Annotated in this window: 8 protein-coding genes and 1 pseudogene; 4 read left to right on the forward strand and 5 right to left on the reverse strand. The window is 53.8% G+C overall.

Going from position 1 to position 12,703, the window contains the following annotated elements; genetic code table 11:
* Positions 1-555 precede the first annotated feature (555 nt).
* A complete protein-coding gene (locus tag ACX9GU_RS13745; RefSeq protein ID WP_473191888.1) occupies positions 556-1,524 on the forward strand; it encodes an acyltransferase family protein in 969 nt (322 codons plus the stop codon).
* Here ACX9GU_RS13745 and ACX9GU_RS13750 read toward each other — a convergent pair.
* The 4 genes and pseudogenes from ACX9GU_RS13750 to ACX9GU_RS13765 form a co-directional block, all read right to left on the reverse strand.
* Entirely contained in the window at positions 1,486-2,991 is a 1,506-nt protein-coding gene (locus tag ACX9GU_RS13750; protein ID WP_473191889.1) for a Na+/H+ antiporter NhaC family protein, read from the reverse strand. The two genes, ACX9GU_RS13745 and ACX9GU_RS13750, sit on opposite strands and share 39 nt — an antisense overlap.
* Before the next feature lie 111 nt (positions 2,992-3,102).
* Positions 3,103-4,077, reverse strand: coding sequence for a helix-turn-helix transcriptional regulator (locus ACX9GU_RS13755; RefSeq protein ID WP_473191890.1), 975 nt, complete (start codon positions 4,075-4,077; stop codon positions 3,103-3,105).
* A 197-nt stretch (positions 4,078-4,274) separates the two neighbouring features.
* Positions 4,275-6,629, reverse strand: a pseudogene (locus ACX9GU_RS13760) (beta-glucosidase).
* Positions 6,630-6,644: 15 nt separating this feature from the next.
* Positions 6,645-8,006: an MFS transporter gene (locus ACX9GU_RS13765; protein ID WP_473191891.1), complete on the reverse strand. Its 1,362-nt coding sequence runs from the start codon at positions 8,004-8,006 to the stop codon at positions 6,645-6,647.
* Positions 8,007-8,292: 286 nt separating this feature from the next.
* Here ACX9GU_RS13765 and ACX9GU_RS13770 point away from each other — a divergent pair, with 286 nt between their 5' ends.
* The gene (locus ACX9GU_RS13770) at positions 8,293-9,702 is read left to right on the forward strand and encodes an MFS transporter (protein WP_473191892.1); all 1,410 of its coding nucleotides are present in this window, start codon (positions 8,293-8,295) and stop codon (positions 9,700-9,702) included.
* A 100-nt stretch (positions 9,703-9,802) separates the two neighbouring features.
* The gene (locus tag ACX9GU_RS13775) at positions 9,803-10,381 is read left to right on the forward strand and encodes a flavin reductase family protein (RefSeq protein WP_473195178.1); all 579 of its coding nucleotides are present in this window, start codon (positions 9,803-9,805) and stop codon (positions 10,379-10,381) included.
* Between the two features lie 5 nt (positions 10,382-10,386).
* Here the strand turns inward: ACX9GU_RS13775 and ACX9GU_RS13780 are convergent, their stop codons facing one another.
* A complete protein-coding gene (locus ACX9GU_RS13780) occupies positions 10,387-11,265 on the reverse strand; it encodes a DMT family transporter (RefSeq protein WP_473191893.1) in 879 nt (292 codons plus the stop codon).
* A gap of 95 nt (positions 11,266-11,360) precedes the next feature.
* On the opposite strand from ACX9GU_RS13780, the gene ACX9GU_RS13785 reads away from it, so the two are divergent.
* A complete protein-coding gene (locus ACX9GU_RS13785; RefSeq protein ID WP_473191894.1) occupies positions 11,361-12,698 on the forward strand; it encodes an aminotransferase-like domain-containing protein in 1,338 nt (445 codons plus the stop codon).
* Positions 12,699-12,703 lie beyond the last annotated feature (5 nt).

Raw genomic sequence — 12,703 nt, forward strand, 5'->3', positions numbered from 1 at the left:
CTTACTGACACCAAGTCAAATAAAGTTTTGCGTAATTAATGGATAACGTTACCAACCGACTTACGATTAAATCATAGTCATAACCGGCAAATTTTCCTGTCGCAAATAACTTTTTCTTCAACATCAGCACTATTGATTCCGGCGGGGGTAAATATTGTTGCTGGACGGAATAAAAAACCAAACATAAGAATATTCTTGATTAACAATCCTTTAAAGATATCAAAATTAATGTTAATGCTTTGTTTTGGCGGGTTGTAACTTTTATGTACAATCATATTGATTAATTTTTTAATTAAAATCAATGATATAACAAAATTCATGGGTTGTTGCTGGCTAGGGGAGTCAATGTGCTTTAAGCATAAAAACGTAGGTTGTATAAAAATAGTTAATATATCAAAACCTGTCCATTGGTTTCTAAGATAATTCTCATTAAATAGATGGCAATTCGGACCATGGTTAAATATGCGCGTTGTGCAGTGGGTGTTAATGTACTAAGATTATTTTTATAAAAAACAGTAGGGTGTATCACATCAACCCGGTGATGGATGGAAAACCATGATCAACAGCGTTAACCAGCAGGCATTAAAGAGTTTAAGTTGTTTTGCCGCCGTCACCTTCTTCTCGACCAGCCAAATGTGCGCCTCCGAGTGTTTCCTCCATGCCAATACTATGGGGGTATTGTACTTTGTGTCTATTATCGCCAAACCGTTGTTTTTTATCATTATCGGTTACATGGATGAGGTAGAGAAACTCACCAGGCTGGAGATCGTGGTTAAAGTAAAAACCATTATCCTGATCATGATTTTCTGGAACATTGTTTCATCCTTGATTAAAACTCAATACATTCATCAGGGGTATATTCTACAAAACGGCATCTTATTGAATATGGGTATCATCTACTTAATTTATCCCATTATCCTTAAGGGCATTAAGCATTTAAGGATCACCGCTGCCGTGTTTGCCGGGCTGGTTGCCGTGATAGCCCTGTTGGACATTTTCAGCCCGCTGGATACCCAAGACGACCCGCTGTTTATCTCCAGCTATTCGTTCATCTGGATTTGGGGGGGCTACTACATTATTGGTCATGTGCTGGGGGAGGCTCCGGGCCGCCGGTTTACCAAGAAAACCAGCGTGCTGTGGGCCGCCAGGCTGCTGGTGATCCCTCTCGGTATTTCCATGTATTTCTACGAACTCTATCTTTCAACCCATACCCAGATCAGCGTCGCCGGCTGGTTCGTGTTGGAGCACTTGCACTTGCTTGGTATGAGCCTGGCGCTGTTTATTCTGTTTGATAATATCGCCATCAAGAGCCGATTGATCACCCGCGTCGTGGAGTTCATCAGCCCGGCGATGGTGGGCGTCTATATCGTTCACTACAGCGTGTTCTATTTCATTACCACGCTGTACGACTTCAATGACGCCACGCTTAAATTTACCTTACTGGTCCTGGTTTTTGTCGCCTCGGTATTGATTTCACGGTTGTTGCTACTCAACCGCTTTACGGCTCGGATTATCTCCTTCTGATGGCGCAGCCACCGGGATATGGCGAATATTAAAACCAGTGATGCCTAGCGCCAGAGTGATCAGCGGTGCGGCAATATTAAAGATGGCAAACGGCATATACGCCATGGTCGAGACACCCAGTACCGCAGCCATATAGGCTCCGCAGGAATTCCAGGGGATCAGTGGGGAGGTGACAATCCCGGCATCCGAAACGATGCGCGACAGGTTCTCTGGCGCCAGCCCTCGCTTGGCAAATTCGGCACGGTACAGCCGGGTGGGGAGCAGCAGCGCAATATACTGATCCCCCGCGGCAATATTCAGCCCAATCGCGGTAGCAACCACCGAGGTAAACAGCTTGCCCACGGTTCTGGCCCGTAGCAGCAGTGGCGTAACCAGTTTGTTCAGCAGGCCGAAGTCATCCACCATAATGCCAAACGTCACCGCGCCGATGATCAGCCAAATCGTCAGCAACATGCTGTCCATACCGCCGCGTGACAGCAGGGCGTCGATCTGCTCGATACCGGAGTTCTCCTGGAAACCGGTCGCCATCGCAATCCAGACCGCCTTGATGGCTAGCAGTGGGCTGGCAAGATCGGGTTCGACAATAAAGCGATCGATCACCTGCGGCTGCATGAAGGACGTCATGATCCCGGCCATTAGGGCCGAGCACATGATAGCCAATGATGCAGGCACCTTGGCGACCGATAACGCCAACAGGAAAATCAGTGGCAGCAGGTTCCACGGCGTTATGTGGAACAGTTCGTTAAAGCGGGTCAGTTCGTTGTTGGTGACGGTGGCATCAAAGGCACTATGCTGATTGAGTCCTAGCAGGATGAAAGCGAGCAGGGCAATGACCGCCGCTGGAACGGTGGTCCAAAGTTGGGTGCGGATATGTTTATACAATTCAACGCCGTTAAGCTGAGCGGCCAATACGGTGCTTTCAGACAGCGGCGAGATCTTGTCACCGACGTAAGCCCCTGAAATCACGGCCCCCGCCGTAATTTCAGGTGATAACCCCAGCATATTGGCCAGCCCGACCAACCCGACTCCCAAGGTGCCCGCCGTGGTCCAGGAACTGCCGATACTCAAAGAAACGCCAACGCAGACCAAAAAGGCGATCGGATAGAACCAGTTGGGGGTGATCATGATAATGCCGTAATACACCATGGTAGGAATAGTGCCGGACATGTTCCAGGTGCCGATCAGCGCCCCGACGGAAAACAGGATAAAAATGGCCCCCGAGATGGTGGCAATGCCTTTGCGGCCGGACTCGGAAACCTCCTCCCAGCTATGGCCATTCTTCAGGATGATCATCGCGGTGATCATGGTGCTTAGGATGATGGCCACCTGCAAAGGGCCGTTGACCGCTTCAAGCCCAAACAGAGCAACGGAAGATCCAACCAGCAAAATCAGCGTGACTATTGGCAGTAGAGCATCCAGATAGCTTGGGGCTTTAACAGGACGGGGAGTTTTAGCTGGTTTGCTCATGGGCACGGCTCCACAGACAGTTAAGACAGGAGGGGTCAGGCAACGGCGATACCTGCGGTAGCTACTGTGGTAAGTATAGCCATGGGCGGTATAGGGCAATGATTATTTTCACTATTGCGGGTCAGCGTTGAAGCTCCGTAAACGTGCAACGATCTGGCGATCCAGTGGCAGACAGCGGAAATCGGTCATGATCTGCAGCTCTGCCGCCGAATTGAGGGTGGTAAGGTAGCTTTTTCGGAACTCGGTTGGCGTCATGCGGCAATATTTGTTAAAGGCAAAAATCAGCTGTTTGTGGCCACTGAAACCGCAGGTGTAGCTGATGTCGGTGATCGGGATAGTCGTGTCTTTCAGCAGTAGTTTGGCCTTATTAATTCTGATCATGGTCAGATATTCTTTAAAGTTGTAGCCGCTGATCTTTTTGAAGATACGGGAAAAGTGGTGGTAGCTGACGCCAGCGTGCTCGGCAATGGTGGCCAGGTTGAGCTCATCGTCAAAATGCAGGTTGATAAACTCAATGCCATATTTGACCAGTTGCTGGTCTTTTTTCCTGACGCCAACCTGCTGTTGGTCGGCCTGGTTTGGCGCTGCGGCGGCAAGCGTGCCCAACAGGTGATAAACCAGGGCTATGCGGGTAAACGAAGGTTGTGCGGTGACCAGGTTATCGAGCAGGGCGATCACGGCGTTGCTAATCTGCTGCTCTGCTGCGCGATCGCGCTGATTAAACATCAGCGGGGCCGGATGGGTTTCATCAAACAGATGGGGGGAAAACTGGATGGTCAGCAGTTGGCTGTTTGGGGCGCGAGCTTCAAGGGAATGAATTTCTTCCGGGTTGATATACAGCATGCTGCCCGCGCTGGTCACCGAGGTGGCATGGCCTAGTGTCACGGAAAACTCTCCGGACAAGATGCAGATCAGCTCAGGGGCCGAGTGCCAATGGGGTTCGCAGTAGTAAACCTCGGCGGCGAAGACGTTGAGCTTTTCGGCGTCAAACGAGATCAGCTCATAGCCGCTACCTTCATGGATCGCTGCTTGCGCCTGCCGATGGGATTGCGGCTTGGCTTGGCGGGTGACAGAGAAAGGAAACATCGGCTACATCCCTCGGTTATGAAAATAGGCGTGGCGATTTACCCCTCACCCTAACCCTCTCCCCGAGGAGAGGGAATAGTCCGTGCTACTTGCTGCTTTTGGTATCTACCTAACCTCCATTGACGCCAATCCGTGACCCTATCACCGTTCCAGCTCCCTCTCCCTGTGGGAGAGGGTTGGGGTGAGGGGCTGGCGGCTCAATGGCTCCCAGCAGGCTCCGCTAATGCAGCCTGCAACTCCTGCTGAGTAATATCAATAGCCAGGAACTCCGTCAGGGCGATAAACAGGCCGCAGAACAGATCCGGAGCAATCGCGATGAGCTTTTCGCGCATCAGCGCCTCCGGCAAGCCGTTTTTGCTGACCAATAACTTCAGCACGCGGTCAAAAGCCGGCGGGGTAGCGATCAGTTGCTGCAACGAATTATCCACCTTTAGCGGTAAATAATAGGGCTTGGCGCACAGCTTGACCACCGTGCTCAGCGCGATATCCCGCGAAGAACGCGCCACGTGAAGCTGGTACTCGCCAGGATCGACCACCCAAGCGGCCATGCCTGGATGGAAACAGGCAAAATCCGGCCATTCCAGCGTCATGGTCACCGTTTTGCTTTCACCCGCTTCAAGGTGCACTTTGGCAAAGGCTTTCAACGCCAGGACTTCACGTGCCAAATCTCCCTGCGGTGCAGTCAGGTAAAGCTGTACGACCTCTTTACCGGCCCGATCACCACGGTTGGTCACCTCAACGCTGACGGTTAAGGGCTGGCCCTTCTCAAGTTCTGTAACCGAAGTCGCCAGCTTGGCATAGCTAAACTCGCTATAGCTCAAACCAAAACCGAATGGGAACTGCGGCGTCAGCTTACGTCGGTCGTACTAGCGATAACCTACATACAATCCTTCGCTGTAGTGATGGCGCAGGTTTTCCCCTGGGTAATCGAGCCAGGCCGGAGTTTCTTCCAGAGTGTTGGGCACCGTGACCGTCAGCTTGCCACAGGGGTTGGCCCGGCCAAACAGAATATCCGCCACAGCGCGTCCCATACCCTGGCCCGCAAAGAAGGTCTCCAGCAGGGCTTTGCAGTCTGATAGCCAAGGCATCACTACCGCATCGCTGTTAGCCAACACGACCACCACATTGGGCTGTCGTTTGGCTACCGCACGGATCAGCGCTTCATGGCTAGGCAAGATATTCAGATCCCGTCGATCGCCGTTTTCACCATCTTCACCAATGGCAGTGCTGACAAACACCACGGCAACGTCCGCTTTGCTGGCTAGCTCAACCGCATGTGCCTGTGCTTGCGGGTCGACGTGATTATCATCGGGTGTGCCGATGGCATAATCGATCTGGAAGTCGTTACCGGCCACCTCGAAAATTTCATCCAGCGGACGATCTAGCATGTAAGGCACGGTGGTAGCACAACCCGAGCCCTGGATCACCGGCTCCTGTGCCGGTTTACCCAATACGGCGATGGTGGTTTTCTTGCCGGCTAGCAGCGGCAGGATATTCCCTTCGTTTTTCAATAACACCATCGATTCGGCAGCCAACTGTTGTGCCAAGCGATGATGTTGCGGGTAATCGGCCTTGGTACCCGGCTTGCGGTGGCGCTGCACCTTGTCGATCAGGGTTAACATCCGCAAGCAGGCAGTATCGAGAACCTCTGTAGGGATCTCTCCGCGTTCGATCGCCTGCAACAGCTCCTGTTTATCACGCTGGGTTTCCGGCATGGCCAAATCGTTACCCGCCAGCAAAGAAGCGGGGCGGTCTTTGATGCCGTACCAGTCGGACATCACCAGCCCATCATAACGCCACTCATTGCGTAGTACCTCGGTGAGCAGCCAGTGATGTTGCGACGTTTGCACGCCATTGAGTCGGTTATAGGACGACATCACCGTCCAGGGGTTGGATTTGTCGATCGACCGTTTGAATCCAGAGAGGTAAATTTCGCGCAGCGCCCGTTCTTCCACCACCGAATCCATCTCGGTGCGGCGGTATTCAGAGTTGTTGGCGGCAAAGTGCTTCAAGCTGGCACCCACGCCACCGTCCTGCAGCCCGTTGATCAGGGCTGCGGCCACGTCACCGCTGACCACCGGATCTTCCGAGTAATATTCATAGCCACGGCCTGCCAAAGGCGTGCGGCGAATATTGATACCCGGGCCAAGCAAAATACCGACGCCCATCTCCTGGCACTCTTTGGCCAATGCCTCGCCCATTTGGTACACCAGGTCTACGTCCCAGCTACAGGCCAGCGTTGAACCATTTGGGAAGCAGGTAGCCGGTTTGGATTTGCTGAACAGCGCCTCAGAGCCACCTTTTTGTTCTTCCTGCTCTACCTCGCCTGCGCTTTGGCCAATAATGGCGAGAAAATCGCTGATGTGCCAATTTTCCCCCTGTTCGATTTGGCTGGTGCTGTAACGGACGCCGTAGGTGCCATCCGTCATCACAATGTCGCTAATGCCATGCTGCGGGAAACTGGCTGTGCGCCACAAGCCGCTACCGCTGAGCAGGGCCACTTTCTCTTCGGCAGTCATGGCGGCAATGATGGCGTGGAAATCTTTTTTCATAGGGATACCTGCTGGTTACTGCGCGCTAGCTTTGCGCAATTCAATGTCTTTGATGATATTTCGGTAGGTGTGCTCATCCAGCTTGTAGAAGAAGATAAACAGCATACCCAGGGCAAACATCAGGCCGGGGAACAGCGTCATCATCATATTGATGCCGTTGAGCGCGTTGGCGCTGATATGCTCGGACGAATAGTCAAAGTAATCGAGCATCAAGCCGGCACAGCCGCCGCCAATCGCCATGGCAATTTTGGTGATGAAATTAAAGAAGCCATAAATTGCCCCTTCGGTACGTACGCCGTGTTTCCATTCGGCATACTCAACGGTATCGGCAATCATCGACCACATCGCGACAAAGCCCATCCCCAGAGTAATACTGTACAGGCACACGCCGGTCATAATCAGGTAGGCGTTATCTCCTGCCAGGAAGTATTGGAACAGCAAGCCGACAATCCCGATCAGCAGCCCCAACTGGACCATTTTCTTTTTGCCCATCAGGCTGATGATCTTTTCTGAGATCACCGTACCCGCCACATAGGCCGCAGATTGGATGATGAAGAATTTGGCGGTAAAGCTTTCATCCCCCAGGGTGTATTTGATGAAGTAGATCGCAATGGCCATCCATACCGTATAGGCGATATAGAAAAACACCGTGAACAGGGAAAGATGGATTAACGGCAGGTTGCCGGAAACGGCGGTGATCATCTCTTTAAGCGTGGGAGCCTGTTGATCTGGCAGGCTTTTCACCCGCTCTTTGGTCATGCCAAAGCAGGCCAGGAAGAAGAAGGTGGCCAACAGGCTAAAGCAGCTGACGGCAAACACATAGCCCATCTTCTGATCGGTGAACTGTGAAATCAGCATGTCGGCAGTGGTCGAGACAATCAAGTAACCGACAATGGCCAACACAAAGCGGTAAACCGACAGCGAAGCCCGCGAGCCTTCGTGCTGGGTCAGCATATTGGTCATGGCTGAATAGGGCGTGTTGACCGCCGTGTAGGCCAGGCAATAGAGGGTGTAGGTGATCAGCGCGTAATAAAATTTATAGTCACTGTCGAAGGTGCTGAAACACAGGACCGTCAATATCCCCAAGGGCACCGCGCCGTACAGCAGGTAAGGGCGCAGCTTGCCGTGCCGGGTTTGAGTCTTATCGATAAAGTAACCGACAAAGATATTAAAAATCGCATCCAGCACCCGGGCGATCACAAAGATCAGGCTCGCCTGTACCGCGCTGATGCCATAAATATTGGTATAAAAAAACAGTAAGAACAGGGAGACAAAGCCAAACGACAGGTTAGAGGCCAGATCGCCGAAGCCATAGCCAATCTTTTCCCGTACGCCGACCTTCACGTAACTGTCTGAGACGATTTCTGTTGTTTTCATTCTGCTTACTCACTCAGGTTGATTCGCCTTGAGTATACCGAGAGCGCCAAGGGTGGCTTGCCAGCGGTTGTTTATACAGTTCCTATTTTTTGCTCGCCCCCGGCTTTGTCACGGAGTTGTGAGAAAGCTCACAGGTATTACATGTCCGACCGTAGGGGCGCTGCATGCTGTGCCCGATTCTGACATATGGCGTTTGGTGCACTTATAAACTGCATACCCTGCGTCTTCTGCCATGTCATGGTTTGCCTTAGGCTGACTGACAAGTTAATTCAGGAGTCAGCCAACCATGAAATCCGCAGCATCAAATGACCTAACAACCCTGCGTGGCGGGCTAATCAGCCTTGCGTTACCTACGCTGCTTTCCTCTCTGGGCAGCAGCATCACCAACGTTAGCCTACCCACCTTAGCCCAGGTGTTTGCCGCTTCGTTTCAAGATGTGCAGTGGGTAGTGATTGCTTATCTGCTGGCGATCACCACGCTGATTGTGGGCGTTGGACGGTTGGGGGATATCATCAGCCGTCGCATGCTGTTACTGGCCGGGCTCAGCCTGTTTATGCTCGCCTCGCTAGGTTGTGCTGTCGCTCCCACCATCTGGTGGCTGATTGCGGCCCGTGCTGCGCAAGGGCTAGGGGGCGCAGTGATGATGGCTATCACCCTGGCGCTAGTTGGCGAAACCATCAGCAAGGATAAGGTCGGACGGGCGATGGGGCTGCTCGGCACTTTATCCGCAGTGGGGACCGCGCTTGGCCCTACGCTGGGTGGCGTCTTGATTGCCGGGTTCGGCTGGCAGTCAATTTTCCTGATCAACCTGCCGTTGGGGGGCGTCGCGCTGTTTTGTGTTTATCGCTATCTCCCGCAAACCGATCCGCAGCAGGTAACGAAACCGGGGAGTTTTGATTTCGTTGGAATGGCCTTGCTTGGTTTAACCCTGGCGCTATTTTCGCTTGCCATGACCTTAGGGCACGGCCATTTCGGCTCGCTCAATAGCCTGCTGCTGTTGGGAACCGCCGTTGCGGCCAGCGCGTTCGTCTGGGTTGAGCGAAAAGTGGCAAGCCCGCTGGTCCAACTGGCCCTGCTGCGTCAGCCAATCCTGAGCAGCGGCCTGCTAACTAATATGCTGGTGAGTGCGGTGATCATGACGTCCTTCGTGGTAGGGCCGTTCTATCTTGCACACGGGCTAGGGTTAGCGCCACAGCAGGTTGGCTTGGTAATGTCCGCCGGGCCGCTGATCGCAGCATTGGCGGGTGTGCCATCGGGATATCTGGTCGACCGCTTCGGAGCACCGCAGATGATTAGCCTGGGATTACTGGGAGTTTTCCTGGGGGCATTAGCTTTGTCGATGATGTCACCCACGCAGGGCGTTTTGGGCTATATCTTGCCGATCTGCCTGATCACCGCAGGCTATGCCTTATTCCAGGCGGCCAACAACACGGCGGTGATCAAACAGGTTGGCATTGAGCGGCGTGGGGTCGCTTCTGGTCTGTTAAATCTGGCGCGCAACCTTGGCTTTATCATCGGGGCTTCCGCCATGGGGGGCATATTCGCCTTGGCCTCGGCAACTAGCGATATACGGCTGGGGAGCGCGGTAGGTTTACAATTGACCTATCTGGTGGCAGCCGTTTTAGCGGGGCTCGGGTTGTTGATGGCGCTGTGGAGCCTGTTTTATCACAGAGGGCAGCCTGCCACCAATGAGTGACGTTGTCACAGATTCGACTACCACCAACATCGCTTTCACAATGGCTCGCGGCCGCGCTACGATAATGCATCCAGCCCAGCCTAACTTTAAGAGAGAAATGATGAACCAACCTATTGCCACCGTGGCCTTGGAAAAGGCCTATCGTTTGCTTAACCACGGCCCAACGGTGTTGGTATCCGCAGGCCACGACGGTGTTAATGACGTGATGGCCGCCGCCTGGGCCTGTGCGCTGGACTTCTCGCCACCGAAGCTGACGGTTGTGCTGGACAAGATGACCAAAACCCGTGAGCTGATCGAGCAAAGTGGGTGCTTTGTGATCCAGGTACCCACTGCGGCTCAGCTACAGCTGACCTATGAGGTCGGTAACCGCAGCCTGCATACCGAACCCGACAAACTGGCAAACTGTGGCGTCGAGCTGTTCAGCTTTGACGATCGGCCACTGCCTTTTGTGGCCGGATGCTCCGCCTGGCTGGCGTGTCGGCTGCTCCCGGAACCCCATAATCAGCAGGCCCACGATCTGTTTATTGGCGAGGTGACCGGCGCCTGGTCCGATACGCGGGTATTTAAAGATGGCCACTGGCATTTTGACACCGCAGAACCTGCACTGCGAAGCCTGCACTATATTGCCGGTGGGCAGTTCTACGCCATCGGTGAATCGCTGATGGCCAAGGTGAAGTGATCCGATCATTTGGCGAATCGGCGCGATCCCGCCACGCAGAGGATAATCCCCAAAGTGGTTACCAGCATCAGCAGGCTGACGGGTTCATGCAGTAAGCCTGCTGCCAGCGCCAGGCCAAAAAAGGGCTGCAGCAATTGCAGTTGGCCGACGCTGGCAATACCACCCTGGGCCAGCCCCCGGTACCAAAAGATAAAACCAATCAGCATGCTGAACAGCGAAACGTAGGCCAGGCTTATCCAGGCTGGCAGGCGGATAGCCTCCAGAGAAGAGGGTAACAGCAGCAGTGAGGTCACCAGCATTACGGGTAATGCCAACAGCAGAGCCCAACAGATCACCTGCCAGCCTCCCAGCTCACGCGACAGTTTTGCCCCTTCGGCATAGCCCAACCCGCAAACTACCACCGCAGCCAGCATTAACGAATCCCCGGTCAGTGAAGCGGAAACTCCCTGAGCAAACGCAAAACTCATCACCAACAGGCTGCCGACAATGGAAAACAGCCAGAACGCCGGACGAGGGCGCTCACCACCCCGTAGCACACCAAATATCGCGGTGGCCAACGGCAGCAGGCCGAGAAAAACGATGGAATGGGCCGAAGTCACATGTTGCAACGCCAACGCGGTTAACAGTGGGAAGCCTACCACCACGCCCAACGCAACGATCCCCAGGGAGAATACCTGATCGCCTCGTGGCCGCTGTTGTTTAAACAGCCCTAACAGCAGGAGCGCGAACAGACCAGCGATAGAAGCACGAGCGACAGTAAGAAACAGAGGATCAAAACTGAGTACGGCGACTCTGGTGGCGGGGAGTGAACCACTGAAGATCACCATGCCCAAAAAGCCGTTGAGCCAGCCGCTGGCGCTATTTCCCTCGATCTTCACCTGCATGGGACACCCTTATTTTCGACGTTGGACGATTGTGGATCGGCATGTTATGCCGCAAAATAATGACAATCAAAAAATTGTCATGGATACAAGTTGCTATGGCACGAGCCCGTTACAAATCGCTGGTCGATAGCTTTGCCGCTGATATCCGCGCAGGGCGTCTTACTCCAGGGACCCGTTTACCCACCCATCGCCAACTTGCCGCCCAGGAACGCATGTCGTTGGTCACTGCCTCACGGGTGTATGCGGAACTTGAAGCGATGGGGTTAGTCAGCGGAGAAGCGGGCCGGGGGACCTTTGTGCGGGAGATTTCGCTGCCGCCGGGTTTGGGCATCGATCAGCAGGCCGTCGCCACGGACATGCTCGACCTGAACTTCAATTACCCGACGCTATCGTCACAAAGTGAACTGCTGAGGGCAGCTTTACGTCAGTTGGCTTCCTCCGGCGACCTGGACGCATTGCTACGCTATCAACCCCATGCAGGCCGGCCACACGAGCGGGCGATCGTAGCCAGACATCTGAGCCACCGTGGGTTAAACCTGACGGCAGAGAACGTTTTACTGGTTAATGGCGCTCAACAAGGGTTAGCCGTCACCGTGATGGGGCTGTTGCAACCGGGCGACGTGGTCGCGGTTGATGCCTTGACCTACCCAGGCTTTAAAATCGTGGCCGAGAGCTATCATCTTGAACTGGTCGCCATTCCTGCGTTGAGCGACGGCCCTGATTTGTCTGAACTTGAACGGCTATGCCAGCGTCGTCCGGTGAGGGCCGTTTACTGCATGCCAACGCTGCATAATCCGCTTGGCTGGGTGATGAGCGAGCCACAGAGGCACCGGTTGGTGGCGCTGGCTCGCGAACATGGGCTGCTGATCATCGAGGATGCCGCCTACGCCTATCTGGCAGAGAAACCGCCATTACCATTAGCGACTCTCGCCCCAGAATCCACGGTATATATTTCCGGTTTTTCCAAGAATGTTGCGACCGGGCTGCGTGTTGGCGTAGTGGCTGCCCCAGTGAAATGGCTTCCTGCCTTGGAACGAACCATCAGGGCAACCACCTGGAATACCCCGGCGATCATGACCGCGATCCTGTGTGAGTGGATCGAAGACGGCACGGTTATGCGGCTCGAAGATGAAAAACGCCAAGATGCCCAGTTACGTCAGTCAATAGCTCGGGAAGCACTGAGCGAGCTGAAATATATTGGCCACCCTGATTCGTATTTTCTGTGGTTACCCTTGCCTGAGGAGGTCAGGGCGGATCGCATCGCCGCTGCCTTGTTAAAAGAGCGCATTTCGCTCTCTACCGCAGAACCTTTTGCTACCTCCGTTCATGTGCCACATGCGCTGCGTTTAGCGTTAGGTTCGCTGCCGCTGCCAACCCTGCGGCAGGCATTAGAAGTGGTCAGCCGGGTGATCCAACTTCACTCTTATCTTTAACCATC

The sequence above is a fragment of the Serratia sp. K1WW1 genome, from assembly GCF_055790865.1.

What these genes read in the sequence shown, in the direction of transcription:
- ACX9GU_RS13745 (WP_473191888.1), top strand. Translation starts at nt 556, where the DNA reads ATGATCAACAGCGTTAACCAGCAGGCATTAAAGAGTTTAAGTTGTTTT.
- ACX9GU_RS13750 (WP_473191889.1), bottom strand. Translation starts at nt 2,991, where the DNA reads ATGAGCAAACCAGCTAAAACTCCCCGTCCTGTTAAAGCCCCAAGCTAT.
- ACX9GU_RS13755 (WP_473191890.1), bottom strand. Translation starts at nt 4,077, where the DNA reads ATGTTTCCTTTCTCTGTCACCCGCCAAGCCAAGCCGCAATCCCATCGG.
- ACX9GU_RS13765 (WP_473191891.1), bottom strand. Translation starts at nt 8,006, where the DNA reads ATGAAAACAACAGAAATCGTCTCAGACAGTTACGTGAAGGTCGGCGTA.
- ACX9GU_RS13770 (WP_473191892.1), top strand. Translation starts at nt 8,293, where the DNA reads ATGAAATCCGCAGCATCAAATGACCTAACAACCCTGCGTGGCGGGCTA.
- ACX9GU_RS13775 (WP_473195178.1), top strand. Translation starts at nt 9,803, where the DNA reads ATGAACCAACCTATTGCCACCGTGGCCTTGGAAAAGGCCTATCGTTTG.
- ACX9GU_RS13780 (WP_473191893.1), bottom strand. Translation starts at nt 11,265, where the DNA reads ATGCAGGTGAAGATCGAGGGAAATAGCGCCAGCGGCTGGCTCAACGGC.
- ACX9GU_RS13785 (WP_473191894.1), top strand. Translation starts at nt 11,361, where the DNA reads ATGGCACGAGCCCGTTACAAATCGCTGGTCGATAGCTTTGCCGCTGAT.